Source organism: Mycolicibacter longobardus (assembly GCF_002102265.1).
In the GTDB taxonomy this organism is placed as follows: Bacteria; Actinomycetota; Actinomycetes; order Mycobacteriales; family Mycobacteriaceae; genus Mycobacterium; species Mycobacterium longobardum.
Genome location: NZ_LQPG01000017.1, coordinates 176,357 through 193,357 on the forward strand (window position 1 = coordinate 176,357; position 17,001 = coordinate 193,357).

Annotated in this window: 14 protein-coding genes and 1 CRISPR repeat array (1 of these 15 running past the window's edge); of the genes, 10 read left to right on the forward strand and 4 right to left on the reverse strand. The window is 71.0% G+C overall.

Features of this window, described 5'->3' with window-relative positions; genetic code table 11:
* Nucleotides 1-8 precede the first annotated feature (8 nt).
* The 3 genes from AWC16_RS09410 to AWC16_RS09420 all read right to left on the reverse strand — a co-directional run bounded on the left by AWC16_RS09410 (nt 9) and on the right by AWC16_RS09420 (nt 3,656).
* Nucleotides 9-1,253, reverse strand: a complete 1,245-nt coding sequence (locus AWC16_RS09410) for a glycosyltransferase family 4 protein (RefSeq protein ID WP_085264472.1) — start codon at nt 1,251-1,253, stop codon at nt 9-11.
* Between the two features lie 70 nt (nt 1,254-1,323).
* A complete protein-coding gene (locus AWC16_RS09415) occupies nt 1,324-2,859 on the reverse strand; it encodes a 1,4-alpha-glucan branching protein domain-containing protein (RefSeq protein WP_409370655.1) in 1,536 nt (511 codons plus the stop codon).
* Nucleotides 2,856-3,656, reverse strand: coding sequence for a class I SAM-dependent methyltransferase (locus AWC16_RS09420; protein WP_085264473.1), 801 nt, complete (start codon nt 3,654-3,656; stop codon nt 2,856-2,858). Before AWC16_RS09420 ends, AWC16_RS09415 begins: the two co-directional genes overlap by 4 nt.
* 196 nt (nt 3,657-3,852) lie before the next feature.
* On the opposite strand from AWC16_RS09420, the gene AWC16_RS09425 reads away from it, so the two are divergent.
* From AWC16_RS09425 to mnmA, 9 genes are all read left to right on the forward strand, one after another.
* On the forward strand, nt 3,853-4,644 hold the full coding sequence (locus tag AWC16_RS09425; RefSeq protein ID WP_085264474.1) for an electron transfer flavoprotein subunit beta/FixA family protein: 792 nt from the start codon (nt 3,853-3,855) through the stop codon (nt 4,642-4,644).
* 37 nt (nt 4,645-4,681) lie between these two features.
* Nucleotides 4,682-5,638, forward strand: coding sequence for an electron transfer flavoprotein subunit alpha/FixB family protein (locus tag AWC16_RS09430; RefSeq protein ID WP_085264475.1), 957 nt, complete (start codon nt 4,682-4,684; stop codon nt 5,636-5,638).
* 10 nt (nt 5,639-5,648) lie between these two features.
* Nucleotides 5,649-8,450, forward strand: coding sequence for a helix-turn-helix transcriptional regulator (locus AWC16_RS09435; RefSeq protein WP_234812189.1), 2,802 nt, complete (start codon nt 5,649-5,651; stop codon nt 8,448-8,450).
* Between the two features lie 90 nt (nt 8,451-8,540).
* Complete coding sequence (locus tag AWC16_RS09440; RefSeq protein ID WP_085264569.1) at nt 8,541-9,284, forward strand: SDR family oxidoreductase; 744 nt, start codon at nt 8,541-8,543, stop codon at nt 9,282-9,284.
* Nucleotides 9,281-10,006 (forward strand): SDR family NAD(P)-dependent oxidoreductase, encoded by a 726-nt coding sequence (locus AWC16_RS09445; RefSeq protein WP_085264477.1) that lies wholly within the window; start codon nt 9,281-9,283, stop codon nt 10,004-10,006. Before AWC16_RS09440 ends, AWC16_RS09445 begins: the two co-directional genes overlap by 4 nt.
* 125 nt (nt 10,007-10,131) lie before the next feature.
* Complete coding sequence (locus AWC16_RS09450) at nt 10,132-10,962, forward strand: GNAT family N-acetyltransferase (RefSeq protein WP_085264570.1); 831 nt, start codon at nt 10,132-10,134, stop codon at nt 10,960-10,962.
* An 8-nt stretch (nt 10,963-10,970) separates the two neighbouring features.
* Nucleotides 10,971-11,777, forward strand: a complete 807-nt coding sequence (locus AWC16_RS09455) for a lysophospholipid acyltransferase family protein (protein WP_085264571.1) — start codon at nt 10,971-10,973, stop codon at nt 11,775-11,777.
* Nucleotides 11,778-11,839: 62 nt separating this feature from the next.
* Nucleotides 11,840-13,033 (forward strand): cysteine desulfurase family protein, encoded by a 1,194-nt coding sequence (locus tag AWC16_RS09460; RefSeq protein WP_085264478.1) that lies wholly within the window; start codon nt 11,840-11,842, stop codon nt 13,031-13,033.
* A complete protein-coding gene (mnmA, locus tag AWC16_RS09465; protein ID WP_085264479.1) occupies nt 13,030-14,106 on the forward strand; it encodes a tRNA 2-thiouridine(34) synthase MnmA in 1,077 nt (358 codons plus the stop codon). Before AWC16_RS09460 ends, mnmA begins: the two co-directional genes overlap by 4 nt.
* Before the next feature lie 89 nt (nt 14,107-14,195).
* On the opposite strand, the gene AWC16_RS09470 is transcribed toward mnmA, so the two are convergent.
* On the reverse strand, nt 14,196-14,723 hold the full coding sequence (locus AWC16_RS09470) for a sensor domain-containing protein (protein WP_234812190.1): 528 nt from the start codon (nt 14,721-14,723) through the stop codon (nt 14,196-14,198).
* A gap of 134 nt (nt 14,724-14,857) precedes the next feature.
* On the opposite strand from AWC16_RS09470, the gene AWC16_RS09475 reads away from it, so the two are divergent.
* Nucleotides 14,858-15,871 carry a uroporphyrinogen decarboxylase/cobalamine-independent methonine synthase family protein gene (locus AWC16_RS09475; RefSeq protein ID WP_085264480.1) on the forward strand — a complete coding sequence of 338 codons (1,014 nt, stop codon included), beginning with the start codon at nt 14,858-14,860 and terminating at the stop codon, nt 15,869-15,871.
* Nucleotides 15,872-16,098: 227 nt separating this feature from the next.
* A CRISPR array of direct repeats spans nt 16,099-17,001; the repeat unit is 37 nt; unit sequence GCCTCAACGAAAGCGCCGCGGCCGAAACCGCGGCGGG (it continues 2,743 nt past the right edge of the window).

The following is a 17,001-nucleotide window of genomic DNA, read 5'->3' on the forward strand; positions in this document are numbered from 1 at the left end:
GCCGGGATCTACCGGTCCGGCAGGGCGTGCTCGATGATCGGCCGGCGTGGCTGCGGTTCCCGCTCGCGACGCTTGGCCGCCAGATACACCTGGGCGGTCTCGTCGGCGACGGTGTGCCAATCGAAGTCGGCGCTGAGCCGGTCCCGGGCGGCCAGGGCGCGGTGCTGGGCGCCGGCGGGGTCGTCGAGCACCGCGCACACCGCCGAGGCCAGCGCCGGCACGTCGCGCGGCGGGCAGGACATCCCGGTCTCGCCGTCGATCACGGCCTCGCCCAGCCCGCCGACGGCTGCTACCACCAGTGGAGTTCCGGCGGCGGCGGCCTCCAATGCCGCCAGGCCGAACGGTTCGTAATGACTGGGCAGCACCGCGGCGTCGGCCCGATGCAACAGTGCCAGCAGCTCGTCGTGGTCGACCCGTCCGATGAACCGGGTCGCCTTGAGCACCCGGTGCTTTCGGGCACACTCGACCAGCCAGTCCTGCTGGGTGCCGTCGCCGGCGACGGTCAGCGTGGTTCCCGGATGTGTGCGCCGGATCCGCGGCAGTGCCGCGATGGCGTCGTGGACACCCTTCTCGTATTCCAGCCGCCCGACGAACAGCAGCTCCGGCGGGGTGGTGCGGGGCTGGCGGGGGGCGAACGGCCAACGGGCGGCATCGATTCCGTTGCGGATCACCGTGGTCTCCGACAGTCCGGGACCGAACAGGTCGGTGATCTCGTCGCGCATGGATGCCGAGCAGGTGATCAACGAGTCGGATTCGCGCACCAGCCACGACTCCACCGCGTGTACCTGACGGCTCAGCCGGCCCGACACCCAGCCGGAGTGACGCCCGGCTTCGGTGGCGTGGATCGTGGAAACCAAAGGCACATCATAGAATTCAGCCAGCGCGATGGCGGGGTGCGCCACCAGCCAGTCGTGCGCGTGCACCAGATCGGGGCGCCACAGGGCCTGGCCGCCGTCGGTCTTCAAGGACAGCCCGGCGCGAACCATGGAGTGGCCCATGGCCAGGGTCCAGGCCATCATGTCCTCACCGAAGGAGAACTCGTGGGGGTCCTCGGCCGCGGCGATCACCCGCACGCCCTCGCTGATCTCGTCGGACGACGGATGGGTGCTCGGGTCGGTGTTGTAGGGGCGCCGGCACAGGACGACGACGTCGTGCCCGGCCGCGGCCAGGGCGGTCGACAGGTGGTGGACATGCCGGCCCAACCCGCCGATCACCACCGGCGGGTATTCCCACGACACCATCAGGATTTTCACGCGGCTGATCCGTTCTGACGCACACGGCGAAGGTGAGAGGTCCGGAGCGGGCAGGTCCGGATGCGGGGGGTCACCGTGGCAGCCTACGGGCATCCAGGGCGCCGAACAGACCGTCGGCCCGATTCCAGCCGTCGGCCAGGCGCTGCGCGGTGTCTCGGTGGCCAGATGCCAGCGCGTCGGCGATCTCCCGGGTGGCGTGCGCATGCAGCTGCGCCCGGTAGCGGGCGTAGTCCGCCGCGGAGTCCTTGCTCACCATGAACGGCCAGTCACTGGACACCGTCAGCAGCGCCTCGCGCAGGATCTGGTCGGCCACCCGGTCGCGCGGGGTGGGGCCCGACGGCGCCGCGGTCTGCGCCAGGGCCTTGTCGACGGCGGCCAACGCGGTCTCGGTCACCTCGGTGTTCAGCTGCACCAGGTCGGCGACCTTCTCCCCGGACCACACCTGCCAGTCCTTGCCCGAGCCCCACGAGCCGGGCGGCAGTTCGACTGCGTCACCGACGAACCCGGCGTTGATCGCATCCGAGAGCGTGCCCACGCGAATCCCGGCCTCCGGCAGCGCCCGCAACACCCGGGCCAGCCACGTCGGCCCCTCGTACCACCAGTGCCCGAACAGTTCGGTGTCGAAGGCGGCGACCACATGGGCGGGCCGGCCGATCCGCTCGGACTCGCCTCGCAACCGGTTGCGCACCACCTCGACGAAATCGGCGACGTGAGTGTCGATCGCGGCGTCGGCACGCTGCGGGTCGTAGGGGGCTTTGTCCTCCGGAGCGACGTTGCGGCCGGTGACCCGGGACGGTTTCAGTCCGGTGCGGTGATCGTAGGTGTGAAAGTCGCGGTAGGCGCCGTGCCCGGGGTAGCCGGACTTCGGCGACCACACCCGATAGCTGACCGTGAGGTCGCGGCCGAAGGCGATCACGTCGGTGTCGCCGACCGGGCGGCCCAACGCGGTGTCACCGTGCAGCGACGGGCCGTCCACCATGAAGTGCGAGACTCCGGCAGCCGTGTACTCGGTCTCCAAGCCGGGCGCGTAGGCGCACTCCGGCGCCCAGATCCCGGTGGGGGTGTGGGCCAGCCGCGCCCGGGCGTCGGCCAGGCCTTCGCGCAGCGCGAACTCACGCAGCCGCGGCGCCAGCAGCGGCTGGAACGGGTGGGCCAGCGGCCCGCCCAGCAGTTCCACGGCGCCGGCCTGAACCAGCTCGCGCAGCAGCGGGCTGGCGCCGTGCCGCCACAGCAGCGCGAACTCCTCGAGGGCCTGCTCGGCGGCCGCGCATTCGCGCATCCCGAAAGCGCGCAGGTCCGGCAGGGTCGCGGCCTGCGCGGCGCGCAGCTGCCAGTTCGCCAGCCAGTGGTGCATGCCGTCGAGGCAGTACGGGTCGTCGAGCTGGGCGGCGACCACGGGTGTCACCCCGAGGGTGAGCAGGTTGCGCCGGCCCTCGGCGGCCAGCGCCCGCAGCACTCGCACCAGCGGCAGATAGGCCGCAGACCAGGATTGATAGAGCCACTCCTCACCGACCGGCCAGCGGCCGTGGTGCGCAAGCCAGGGCAGGTGGGTGTGCAGCACCAGGGTGAACAGGCCCGGCACCGAGCCGTTGGACTGCTTGCTCACGGGCGCACCGCGATCGCCACCAGGTCCAGGCTGTCATCGATATCGGGGCTATCCGGGCTCTCGCCGTCAGCGGCCTCCAGGATGTCGAAATCTCCGCTGGTGACGGCGGCGACATCGGCCAGCAGCTCAGCCGGCCAGGGCGCGTCGGCGACCGCCCGGGCGATCTGCGCATCGATGATCGAGCCGCCGTGGCGGGCGTCCATCTCACGCAGCGCCGGCCCGTGAAAGACCCCGAACATCCCGTCCATGACGAATCCACCGTCCACCAGCAGTTCGGTGAGCTCCGCGGCGTTGAGCTCGCGGGTGTGGAAGGGGTTGATCGGGGTGTCGCGGCCGGGGGAGAAGGTGATCCGGTTCGGGGTCGACACCATCAGCAGCCCGCCGGGCCGCAGCACCCGGGCGCATTCGGCGATGAACTGCGCCTGATCCCACAGGTGCTCGATCACCTGGAAATTGACGACGATGTCGACCGCTCCGTCCGGCAGCGGCAGCTCGGCCAGATTCCCGTGGATCGCCTCCACCCGCGGGTAGCGATCCCGGACGTGCGCCACCGCGGCGTCGTCGTAGTCCAGCCCGATCACCCGTCGTGCCACATCGGCGATCAGATCGGCGCCGTACCCCTCGCCGCAGCCGGCTTCGAGCACGTCGCGCCCACGACACCGCGGCGCCAACCGTCGGTAGACGACTTCATGGCGGCGGAACCAGTAGTTCTCGATGTCGAGCCCGGGAATGGTGCGCTCGCCCGTCAGCACCAGGGTGGTGTCTGCGGGGGCGTCGGGGCCGTCAGTAGATTTCATCGCACAGGCAGGCTAACTCGAACGGCGCGTGCCCCGAACCGGCTACCCCACCGTGGCCCTATCACGACCCGCTACTCTGTACAGGCGAACCGCGCTAAGTTACCCATGAGTAACATATTTGTGCGGCTGCGTGAATCGCTGCCCAGTCCTGTGGCCGGCCGCTGCAGGACCCCTTCGAGGAGGACGAACCACACTCATGACGAACATCGTGGTCCTGATCAAACAGGTCCCAGACACCTGGTCGGAGCGCAAGCTCACCGATGGCGACTTCACCCTGGATCGTGACGCCGCCGACGCCGTGCTCGATGAGATCAACGAGCGGGCCGTCGAAGAGGCCCTGCTGATCAGGGAGCGGGAAGGCGCCGAAGGCACCGTGACCGTCCTGACCGCAGGCCCCGAGCGAGCCACCGAGGCGATCCGCAAGGCGCTGTCGATGGGGGCGGACAAGGCCGTGCACATCCTCGACGACGGCATGAAGGGCTCCGACGTCATCCAGACCGGCTGGGCGCTGGCCCGTGCGCTGGGCGCCATCGAGGGCACCGAGCTGGTCATCGCCGGCAACGAGTCGACCGATGGTGTCGGCGGCGCGGTTCCGGCGATCATCGCCGAGTACCTGGGCCTGCCGCAGCTGACTCACCTGCGCAAGCTGACCGTTGAGGACGGCAAGGTGATCGGCGAGCGGGAGACCGACGACGGTGTGTTCACCCTGGAGGCTCCGCTGCCGGCCGTGGTGAGTGTCAACGAGAAGATCAACGAGCCGCGTTTCCCCTCCTTCAAAGGCATCATGGCCGCCAAGAAGAAGGAAGTCAGCGTGCTCACCCTGGGTGAGATCGGGGTCGAGGCCGACGAGGTCGGTGTCGCCAACGCCGGTTCCAAGGTGACCGCTTCGACGCCGAAGCCGCCGAAGACCGCCGGCGAGAAGGTGACCGACGAGGGCGACGGCGGCACCAAGATCGCCGAGTACCTGGTCGGCCAGAAACTTATCTAAGCGATTCCCGGACCTCAAGAAGACGGAAGAAACAAACATGGCTGAAGTACTTGTGCTCGCCGAGCACGCTGATGGAGCGCTGAAGAAGGTCAGCTCCGAACTGATCACCGCCGCGCGTGCGCTCGGCGAACCGTCCGCGGTCGTCGTCGGTGCCCCCGGCACCGCCGCTCCGCTGGTCGACGGGCTGAAGGAGGCCGGCGCCGCCAAGATCTACGTCGCCGAGTCCGACGTGGTGGACAGCTACCTGGTCACCCCGGTTGTCGACGTGCTGGCCGCGCTGGCCGAGTCGGCCGCCCCGGCCGCGGTGCTGATCGCCGCCACCGCCGACGGCAAAGAGGTCGCCGGCCGGCTGGCCGCCCGGATCGGATCCGGTCTGCTGGTCGACGTGGTCGAGGTCAAGGAAGGCGCCAAGGTGGTGCACTCCATCTTCGGTGGCGCGTACACCGTCGACGCCGAGCCCACCGGCGAGCTCCCGGTGATCACCGTGCGGGCGGGCGCCGTGGAACCGGCCCCGAGCGCCGGTGCCGGCGAGCAGGTCACCGTGGAGGTGCCCGCAGCCGCCGAGAACGCCACCAAGATCACCGCGCGTCAGCCGGCCGTGGCCGGTGACCGCCCGGAGCTCACCGAGGCCCCCATCGTGGTGGCCGGCGGTCGTGGCGTCGGCAGCGCGGAGAGCTTCTCGGTGGTCGAGGAGCTGGCCGACTCGCTCGGTGCGGCCGTGGGCGCCTCGCGTGCCGCGGTGGACTCGGGCTACTACCCGGGCCAGTTCCAGATCGGCCAGACCGGTAAGACGGTCTCGCCGCAGCTGTACATCGCACTGGGCATCTCCGGCGCGATCCAGCACCGGGCCGGCATGCAGACCTCCAAGACCATCGTGGTGGTCAACAAGGACGAGGAAGCGCCGATCTTCGAGATCGCCGACTACGGCATCGTCGGGGATCTGTTCAAGGTCGCCCCGCAGTTGACCGAGGCGGTCAAGGCCCGCAAGGGTTAATTTCGTCTGCGTGAGTCCACGCAAAAGCCCCCGCACGCCTGGCGTGTCGGGGGTTTTTGCGTCGTTGCGGGGCCGGGACGCCGAATGCGGCCAACTCCGCGAACTGCTCGCCGCCGCCCGTGGCGGCCGCAGTCAGGTGCTGGTCCTGCGCGGCGAGGCCGGCATCGGCAAGACCGCGCTCCTGGACTACCTGGCCGAGTCCGCTCCGGATTTCCACGTGATCCGGGCGGCCGGGGTGGAGTCCGACATGGAGCTCGCGTTCGCCGGGCTGCAGCAACTGTGCGCCCCGCTGACCGAGCGCATGGGCCGGCTGCCCGATCCGCAGCGCGAGGCTCTGGGCATCGCCTTCGGCCTGGCCGCCGGGCCCACGCCCGATCGGTTTCTGGTCGGCCTCGCGGTGCTGGGACTGTTCGCCGCGGCCGCCGAGCACCGGCCCGTGCTGTGCCTGATCGACGACGCCCAATGGCTGGACCGGGTCTCGGCCCAGACGTTGGGTTTTGTGGCGCGGCGGTTGCTGGCCGAGCCCATTGCGCTGGTGTGCGCGCTGCGTGAGCCGATCGACGGGCTGACCGGGCTGCCGAAGCTGATGCTGCGCGGCCTGGCCGACACCGACGCGCACGCCCTGCTGGAATCGGCTCTGCCGGGCCGGATCGACACCCAGGTCGCCGAGCGGATCGTCGCCGAAACCCACGGCAATCCGCTGGCGCTGCTGGAACTTCCGCGGGGACTGTCGGCGGCCGAGCTGGCCGGCGGCTACTACCGCCCGGATGTGGTGCCGGTGGCGGGTCAGATCGAACGCCACTATCTGACCCAGATCGCCACGCTGCCCGACGACACCCAGCGCCTGCTGTTGCTGGCCGCCGCCGAGCCGGTGGGGGATGCGGCGCTGCTGCTCGGGGCGGCCCGGTGGCTGGGCCTGGCCGCAACGGCGATGGCACCGGCCGAGGAAGCGGGCCTGATCGAGGTGGGTGCGCGGGTACGGTTCCGTCACCCGCTGGTGCGTTCGGCGATCTACCGCGCGGCGCACCTGCATGACCGCCGGGACGTCCATCGCGCCCTGGCCGAGGCGACCGACCCGGCGCACGACCCCGACCGGCGCGCCTGGCATCGCGCCCTGGCGGCGGCCGGCGTCGACGAGTCGGTGGCCGCGGAGCTGGAACGCTCCGCCGGTCGGGCGGCGCTGCGCGGTGGAACCGCCGCCGCGGCAGCGTTCCTGGCTCGCGCCACCGAACTCACGCCCGACCCGCTGCGGCGCGGGTCCCGCGCACTCGACGCCGCCGAAGCCAAACGCGCGGTGGCCGAACTCGACGCGGCCGGCGAGCTGCTGGCGACCGCGGAACTGGCGCCGCTGGATGAGTTGCAGCGCGCCCGGCTGGCGCGGATGCGCGCACAACTGGCGTTCACCCGGGGCCGCGGCAGCGGGCACGCGCCCACCGTCCTTGACTCGGTCCACCAATTCTTCAGTGCGGCAAGCCACTTGGAATCGGTGGACACCGCGATGGCGCAGGAGACGCTGCTGGAAGCGGTCAGCGCGGCAATGTATGCCGGCCGGGTGTTCGGATCCCAGGTGCGCGAGCACACCGCGGCGGCGTTGGCCGCCGGCCCGGCCGCGCTGCCGAACCGCCCGGCCGAGCTGCTGCTGCGGGCGTTGACCACCCGAATCAGCGCGGGATACCGCGCCGGCTTGGCGCCGTTGCGTGCGGCGGTCGCGGCGCTCACGCCGGCGACCTGGTCGTGGCAGGCGTTTCCGATCGGCTACGAAGCCGCCGTGCATGACCTCTGGGACGACGAATCCTGGTATCGGATCGCCAACGACGCCGTGCGGGTCGCCACCGACACCGGCGCGCTGGGCATGCTGCCGACCGCGTTGACGACCCGGGCCGGTGTGCACGTGCAGGCCGGTGAATTCATGGCGGCGCGGGCGCTGATCGCCGACGCCGACGCGCTGTCCGCCGCCGCCGGCCAGACGCCGGTGCGCTACCACGCGTTGACGCTGGCGGCGTGGATCGGTGACGAAGCCGAGGCGACCGGGCTGATCGACATCGCCGGACGCAGCGGTACCGACCGCGGTGAGGGGCGGATCACCGCGCTGGTCGGCTACTCCACCGCGGTGCTGCACAACGGCTTGGGCCGCTATCGGTCGGCGTGTGAGGCGCTGCGCCGAGCGTGCGAATACGAGGATCTCGGCATCTACGGCTGGAACCTGGCCGAACTGGTGGAGGCCGGGACGCGCGCCGGGGAGCTGTCGCTGGCCGCCGATGCCCTGGCGCAACTGCAGGAACGCACGACGGTCAGCGCAACGGACTGGGGGTTGGGCGTGCTGGCCCGTTCGCGGGCGCTGCTGCAAGACGACTCCAGCGCCGAGGAACACTACGTTGAGGCCGTCGAGCGGCTGGGGCGCACCCGGATCGCGGTGGAATTGGCGCGCGCGCATCTGGTGTACGGGGAATGGCTGCGCCGAGAGAAGCGGCGCACCGACGCACGTGTTCACCTGCGGACCGCCCACGAGATGTTCGCCCGCTTCGGGGCGCAGGCGTTCGCGCAGCGCAGCCGGCGTGAGCTGCAGGCGCTCGGGGACAAGACCAGCAGCCGGGCCCTGGCCGCCGGTGACGCGATGACCCCCCAGGAACAGCAGATCGCCGAGCTGGCCGGCGCGGGCCTGACCAACGTCGAGATCGGGGCGCAGTTGTTCATCAGTGCGCACACCGTCGAATGGCACCTGCGCAAGGTGTTCGCCAAACTGGGCATTCGGTCGCGTCGGGAACTGCGAGACCTTGCCGCCGGCCGGTCAAACCGACCCGATTCGGTGTAGCAGACCACGGACTTTCCGGGGTTCCCCGCGGGCAGCGCAGTGCCAGGGTCGAGGTATCGAAACCGTGCTGATCGAGAGGGTGTGCCGAAGATGAAGATCACTGTGATGGGTGCCAGCGGGCAGATCGGCGCCAAGGTCGTCGAGCTGCTGCGCGCCGCCGGCCACGAGACTGTGGCGGCCGCCCGCGATTCGGGTGTCGACGTGCTCACCGGCAATGGCCTGGCGCAAGCGCTGTCGGGGGCCGACGTGCTGGTCGACGTGGTCAACTCGCCGGACTACGCCGACGGCCCGGTGCTGGAGTTCTTCACCAAGTCCACCACCAATCAGGTGGCCGCGGCCAAAGCCGCCGACGTCGGCCACTACGTCGTGCTGTCCATCGTGAACTGCGACGGGCTGCCCGACAGCGGCTACATGCGGGCCAAGGTCGCGCAGGAACGCATCATCGCCGAGTCCGGCCTGCCCTACACGATCGTGCGGGCCACCCAGTTCCACGAGTTCGCCGAGGGCATCACAGCGTCCATAACCGTCGACGGCGAAGTCCGGGCCCCCGAAGGCCTGATCCAGCCGATCGCCGGCGCCGAGGTGGCCGCCGAAGTGGCGCGCGCCGCCCAGGCCGCACCGGTCGACGGGATCCTCAACATCGGCGGCCCGGAGAAGATGACCTTCGCGGAACTGGCCGCCCTGGTGCTGGGCAGGCGCGGGGAGAACCTTCCGATCGTCGTCGACCCCTCGGCGGTCTACTTCGGCACCAAGATCGGCGACACCGGCCTGGTCACCGGCGACGATGCCACCCTGGCCACCACCCGGCTGGCCGACTGGCAGGCGGCACAGTGAACGACCTGGCCGGCCAGACCGCGCTGGTGACCGGCGGAACCGCGGGCATCGGACTGGAATCCGCCCGGCTGCTGGCGCGACACGGCGCCGCGGTGATCATCACCGGCCGCTCAAGGGATCGTGGCGCGGCCGCGATCGCCGAACTCGGCGCCGACGTGCGATTCGTGGCCGCAGATCTGTCCGACCTCGAGTCAGTGAGATCCCTTGTGCGGCAGTGTGGCGACGTCGACATCGTGGTGAACAACGCCGCCAGCTTTCCGGGGGCGCTGACCGTGGAGCAGGACGTGGCATCGTTCGAGTCGACATTCGACACCAACGTGCGCGGCGCGTACTTCCTGGTGGCCGCCCTGGCGCCGGGCATGCTGCGGCGCGGGCGCGGCAGCATCGTCAACGTCACCAGCATGGTCGCCTTCAAGGGCGTTCCCGGCGCGTCGAGCTACAGCGCGTCCAAGGCCGCGTTGGAGTCGCTGACGCGTACCTGGGCCACCGAGTTCGGGCCGGGCGGGGTGCGGGTCAACAGCGTCGCGCCGGGACCGACCGCCACCGAGGGAGTGGCAGCCGAATGGGGAGACGTCAACGACGAGCTGGGCCGGGCACTTCCGCTCGGTCGCACCGCGCACGCGGCTGAGATCGCCGAAGCGGTGCTGTTTTTGGCCTCGCCGCGGTCCAGCTTCATCACCGGATCGACCCTGCACGCCGACGGCGGCGGTGCCGCCGCCTGAGGCGACCCCCGGGTAGGCGCCAGCCGTCGGCGCCGCAGGCTGCCCACAATTCGTCACCGAGCGTGCATCGAGTCGTCACGCGGTGATTGCCTCTACGCCGCATGACTGCGCAACCGTTCTTCAGTGTGAGCACTGGTTCTGTACTCATCGCCCCCGAACCCGCCACCGACTCTCCCGCCTCCGGGACCGACACCCCGCGTTATTCGCTACTGCTGTCCACCGATTCCGCCTTGATCGAAGCCGCGCAACGGCTGCGCTACGAGGTGTTCAGCACCGAACCGGGATTCTCCTTGCCCCACACCGCCGATGGCCGTGACGCCGACCGATTCGACCAGTACTGCGACCACCTACTGGTACGCGACGACGGCTCTGGTGAGCTGGTCGGCTGCTACCGGATGCTGCCCCCCACCGGGGCTATCGCCGCCGGAGGGCTTTACAGCGCAATCGAGTTCGACGTCAGTGCGCTGGATCCGCTGCGACCGTCACTGGTCGAGATGGGCCGCGCGGTGGTACGGCCGGGGCATCGCAACGGTGCCGTCGTGCTGTTGATGTGGGCCGGGATCCTGGCCTACCTGGACCGCTACCAATATGACTATGTCACCGGCTGCGTGTCGGTGCCCGTCCACGGCGAAGGTGCCCCGGGCAGCCAGATCCGCGGCGTGCGCGACGTCGTGCGGCGCCGTCACGCCTCGCCGCACCGGGTGAGCCCGTATCGGCCGGTGGTTCTGGATGGGAAGTCCCTCGACGAGATCACCCCGCCGGCCCGCCCGACCGTGCCGCCGCTGCTGCGCGGCTACCTGCGCCTGGGTGCGCGCGTCTGCGGTGAACCGGCCCACGACCCGGACTTCGGGGTGGCTGACTTCCCGGCCCTGCTGTGCCGAGCCGACGCCGACACCCGTTACCTGCACCGCCTGCGTTCGGTGGCGGCGGCAGCCGACATCACCGCGGGCGCGTGAGCTCGGCGATGGTCAACGCGTGGGCGCCCCGGGGATCGTGTACACCCGGGTGTGTGCGCGACGGCGACAAGCGGCCGTTCCCGGCGGTGGTGGCGGTGCGGCTGGCACTGGTGATGCTGCTGGCGCCGGTGCTGCCGCTGCTGGCGGTGCCGATACCGGGCCGGGCCCGGTTGCAGCGCCGCTGCTGCCGGATGGTGCTGGGCTGTTTCGGGGTGCGGGTGACCACGACGGGCGGGCCGGTACGCAACCTGCGCGGCATCCTGGTGGTCAGTCCACACGTGTCCTGGCTGGACGTGTTCGTCATCGGCGCGGTGTCGCCGGGGACGTTCGTGGCGCGTGCCGACCTCATCAGCTGGCCCGGCATCGGAGCGCTGGCCCGCATGATGCGGATCATCCCGATCGACCGGTACAGCCTGCGCCGGCTGCCGGCGGTGGTCGACATGGTGGCCGCCAGGCTGCGGGCCGGCCGCACCGTGGTGGCGTTCCCGGAGGGCACCACCTGGTGCGGGCGCACCCACGGCAGGTTCTACCCGGCCCTGTTCCAGGCCGCCGTCGACGCCTCGCGGCCGGTGCAGCCGCTGCAGCTCACCTACCACCACCGGGACGGGTCTCCGTCGACGCTGCCGGCCTTCGTCGGCGACGACACCCTGCTGGCCTCGATGCGGCGGCTGATCACCGCGCGGCGCACCGTCGCACAGGTACACGTCGCGGCCCTGCAGCTGCCGGGCACCGACCGTCGGGAACTGGCCGCCCGCTGCCAGGCCGCCGCGGGTTGGCAGGTGCGGCGGAGTGAACCGGTACGCATCATCTGTTGACCAGCCCAGCCGCACGCCGCAGCGCCGGGGCGCCTCGTTGTGCCCGGTATCCTGGGCAGGCCATGGTCTATCTGGATCACGCCGCCACCACCCCGATGCACCCCCAAGCCATCGAGGCGATGGCGGCCGTGTTGGGCACCGTCGGCAACGCCTCCTCGCTGCACGCCGCCGGCCGCGCCGCGCGGCGCCGGATGGAGGAGTCCCGGGAGTCCATCGCGGCACACCTGGGCGCGCGCCCCTCGGAGGTGGTGTTCACCTCCGGCGGCACCGACGGCGACAACCTGGCGGTCAAGGGCATCTACTGGGCCCGCCGGGACGCCGATCCGCGCCGCAACCGGATCATCACCACCGAGGTCGAACATCACGCGGTGCTGGACTCGGTCGGCTGGCTTGCCGAGCACGAAGGCGCCGAGATCACCTGGCTGCCCACCGGCGCCGACGGCTCGGTGTCGCCGGCCGCCCTACGCGAGGCGCTCCAGGACTCCGATGATGTCGCGCTGGTGTCGGTGATGTGGGCCAACAACGAAGTCGGCACCGTGCTGCCGATTCACGAACTCGCCTCGGTCGCCGCCGAGTTCGGGGTGCCCATGCACTCCGACGCGGTGCAGGCCATCGGGCAGCTGCCGGTGGACTTCGGAGCCAGCGGACTGTCCGCCCTGAGCCTGACCGCGCACAAGTTCGGCGGACCCTGCGGGACCGGTGCGCTACTGGTGCGTCGCGACGTGACATGTGTTCCGCTGACGCACGGCGGGGGCCAGGAACGTGACATCCGTTCCGGCACACCCGATGTCGCCGGAGTAGTCGGGATGGCCGCCGCGCTGCAGGTCGCCGTGGGGTCATTGGAGGCAACCGCCGGCCGGGTTGCGGCACTGCGCGATCGGCTCATCGACGGGGTGCTCTCCAGTATCGACGACACCCGCGTCAACGGGTCGCGCACCGATCGGCTGCCCGGCAACGCGCACTTCACCTTCGCCGGCTGTGAGGGCGACTCCCTGTTGATGTTGTTGGACGCCAACGGCATCGAGTGCTCCACCGGCTCAGCGTGCACCGCCGGTGTCCCGCAGCCCTCGCACGTGCTGACCGCGATGGGCGCCGACCCGGTGGCCGCCCGAGGTTCGCTGCGACTGTCGTTGGGGCACAACAGTGTCGACGACGACGTGGACGCCGCGCTGGCGGTGCTGCCCGGCGCGGTGGACCGGGCCCGGCACGCCATGCTGGCCGCTGCGGGAGTGAGCGCGATGAGGGTAGCCCGGTGAAGGTCGTGGCTGCGATGAGCGGCGGGGTGGATTCGTCGGTCGCCGCGGCCCGTATGGTCGACGCCGGCCACGACGTGGTCGGGGTGCATCTGGCCCTGTCCCGCAACCCGGGAACCCTGCGCACCGGTTCGCGGGGCTGCTGCTCGCGGGAGGACTCCGACGACGCCCGCCGGGTCGCCGACGTGCTGGGAATCCCGTTCTATGTGTGGGACTTCTCCGAGCAGTTCAAGGACGAGGTGATCGACGACTTCGTCGATTCCTACGCCCGAGGTGAGACCCCCAACCCGTGCGTGCGGTGCAACGAGAAGATCAAGTTCTCCGCGGTGGCCGCCCGGGCCTTGGCGCTGGGTTTCGACATGGTCGCCACCGGGCATTACGCCCGGCTCACCGATGGCCGGCTGCGCCGCGCGGTGGACGCCGACAAGGACCAGTCCTACGTGCTCGCGGTGCTGTCCGCCGAACAGCTGAGCCATGCGGCGTTCCCGGTCGGGGACACCCCCAAGCCGCAGATCCGGGCCGAAGCCGCCGAACGCGGACTGGCGGTGGCCAGCAAGCCCGACAGCCACGACATCTGCTTCATTCCGACCGGCGACACCCGCACCTTCCTCGGCGGTCACATCGGCGTGCGGCCCGGGGCGGTCGTGGACGCGCGCGGTTCGGTACTGGCCGAACACGACGGGGTGCACGGCTTCACCATCGGCCAGCGCAAGGGCCTGGGCATCGCCGGGCCGGGGCCCGACGGCCAGCCGCGCTATGTGACCGGCATCGATGCCGCCACCGGCACCGTCACCGTCGGGTCCGCCGCCGACCTGGACGTGGTGGAGCTGACCGGGCGGGCGCCGGTGTTCACCTCGGGCAGCCCGTGGCGCGGCCCGGTCGAGTGTGAGGTGCAGGTGCGCGCCCACGGCGCGACGGTGGGCGCGGTGGCCGAACTGGTCGGCGACGTGCTGCAGGTGCGGCTGCGTGAGCCGTTGCGCGGCGTGGCCCGCGGCCAGACCCTGGCCTGCTACCGCCCGGACGCGCAAGGCGACGAGGTGATCGCCAGCGCGACGATCGCCGACACCGGGGTGTAACTGGTGGCCTTCGGCGCCGAACGTGCACTCAGAGCGATGATGCGGCGATTTTTTCGTCCTGAATACACGCTCGGCGCGGGTCAGCAGAATTAACCGGGCGCCCCGGCCGCCATGTTCGTGATCACCAGCTCGGCGTCGGACCCCGAAAAGCCGCAATAGGTGACCTCCAGCATGACCACCGACTTGACCTGGTAGGCACGGCCGCAGTCACCGGCCCGGGTGCGCAGCGACTCGTCGTCGGCGGTCCAGTCGCTGACCAGTCCCGGCCCGGCGGAGCTGTCGGCGCACTCGGCGACGGTGGACACCAGGGCATCGAGGGCACCATGGGCGGACTCGGGGTCGGGATAGACGGCCGCGCCCTCGGAGACCAGGGCGGCCTTGGGCGGGTACTGGTAGGTGGTCTTGCGGAAACGGGTGGGCGCCGACCCGAACACCTCGGTCTCGGCGAAGATGAAGCGGCACGGCGGCGGCACCGTTTCGGCGAGCTCGTCGATGTCCACCGGGGCGGTGGAATCCATGGTGGGGATGATCGTGAGCTGTTCGTCGGCGCCGACGAGGGCACGCATGCGGGGTGTGTCGAGCATGATCCGGCTGAGATCCACCGTGCCGTCGGGCACCGACGGTCCCAGGGTATGGCAGCGCCGTCCCGTCGATCAGTCGGGTGCAGCCCAACAACATCGCGACCGGCCCGCAGATCAGCACCCGCCGCCATGTTTTCACCGCTGAAAGGCTATCCCGATACGGTTGCCGGGTGAATGCCTTCGCCGCCGGGACCGGTATCGGCTCCTGGCCGGGAACGTCGGCGCGGCAGGCCGCCGAGGTGGTCGTCGGTGAACTGGGCGGCAGCCTGGCCCACCTGGTCGAGTTGCCGGGCCGCGGGGTGGGCGCCGACATGATCGGCCGGGCCGGTGCACTGCTGGTCGACATCGCCATCGACACCGCCCCGCGCGGCTACCGGCTGGCCGCGCGCCCCGGCGCGGTGACCCGGCGCGCGATCAGCCTGCTCGGGGAGGACGCCGACGCCCTGGAAGAGGCATGGGAGGTCGCCGGCCTGCGGGGCAGCGGGCGCCCGGTCAAGGTGCAGGCGCCCGGCCCGCTGACCCTGGCCGCGGAGTTGGAGTTGGCCAATGGGCACCGAGCCATCAGCGACCCCGGTGCGGTGCGTGACCTGGCGGCGTCGCTGGCCGAAGGCCTCAAGACGCACCGGGCCGACCTGTCCCGGCGTCTGGACACCCCGGTGGTTGTGCAGTTCGACGAGCCGGCCCTGACCGCCGCGGTCACCGGTCGGTTGGCCGGGGTCACCACCTTGAGCCCGGTGCCGGCCATCGACGAGGCGGTGGCCGCCGCGCTGCTCGACGCCTGCGCCGAGACGGTGGGTGGTGACGTGCTGGTGCACAGCTGTGCTTCGGGCTTGCCGTGGACTGTGTTGCAGCGCAGCGGTATCACGGCGCTGGCGCTGGACTGCACGGCGTTGGACCCGGCCGACTTCGACCAGATCGGTGCCTTCATCGACTCGGGCCGCACCGTGGTGATGGGGCTGGTTCCGGCGATCGCGCCAGCCCGGCGGCCCTCGGTGGAGGAGCTGGCCGCCGCGGTCGCCGCGATCACCGACCGGATCGGCTTCGCCCGCTCGGTGCTGGCCGAACGGGTCGGCATCAGCCCGACCTGCGGAATGGCCGGCGCCACCGCCGCGTGGGCGCGCACCGCGGTCGGGCTGGTGCGCAAAGTGGGCGAGGCGTTGGGCAGCGACCCCGATGCCGCATAAAGCGTCGCTTCTGCGAAGGGGCCGCAGCCCAAGCCGCGTCGGGTGCCGACCGTGAAGATCCTCATCAGGGATGATGATCGAGCTTTAACGAAAGCGCCGCGGCGAAAACCGCGGCGGGCGCCGCAGCTCCGCCCGACCCGGGTCGTCTTCACGGCCTCAACGAAAGCGCCGCGCTGAAACCGCAGCGGCGGCGTGCGGGGATGCCCGATGCGACCCACCTTACCGGGGCCTGAACAAAAGTGCCGCGGCCGAAACCGCGGCGGGGCCCGCTTGATCGCATCCGCAATGAACGACGGGGTGCCTCAACGAAAGCGCCGCGGCCGAAACCGCGGCGGGCCAGGATCTCGGTGATGTGCGCCGGGCAGGTGTAGTGGCCTCAACGAAAGCGCCGCGGCCGAAACCGCGGCGGGTTTCAGGCGCCAACGCCAGCCGCCAGCGCGGTCCTGGCCTCAACGAAAGCGCCGCGGCCGAAACCGCGGCGGGCGACCAACGGCGTTGACGGGGTCAACGGGTACCGCGGCCTCAACGAAAGCGCCGCGGCCGAAACCGCGGCGGGTTTCCCGCGCCGAGGTCGCAACCCTCATCCAAGAGGCGCCTCAACGAAAGCGCCGCGGCCGAAACCGCGGCGGGCGGGTCCTCACGCCCGGACCCGCATCGGTGGTGTCGCCGCCTCAACGAAAGCGCCGCGGCCGAAACCGCGGCGGGCCGGGACGTGTTCCGTGGCTCGCTGATGTCGCTGGTGCCTCAACGAAAGCGCCGCGGCCGAAACCGCGGCGGGAACGAGGGCTGGCAGCTCTCACGCGGCGAGGTGCAGCCTCGACGAAAGCGCCGCGGCCGAAACCGCGGCGGGTGAAATCCCAGTCATCACGCGACGTAGTCACCGTGCCTCAACGAAAGCGCCGCGGCCGAAACCGTGGCGGGATCCGGCCAGCTTCGATTGCAGGTTGAACTCGACGCCTCAACGAAAGCGCCGCGGCCGAAACCGCGGCGGGCTCATAGAGTCGCACGCCGCGCACCTACCCGTTGAGGCGCCTCAACGAAAGCGCCGCGGCCGAAACCCCGGCGGGTCCCCCGCAGTCCACGCACCGCCGCGGGTTGGCCAGGCCTCAACGAAAGCGCCGCGGCCGAAA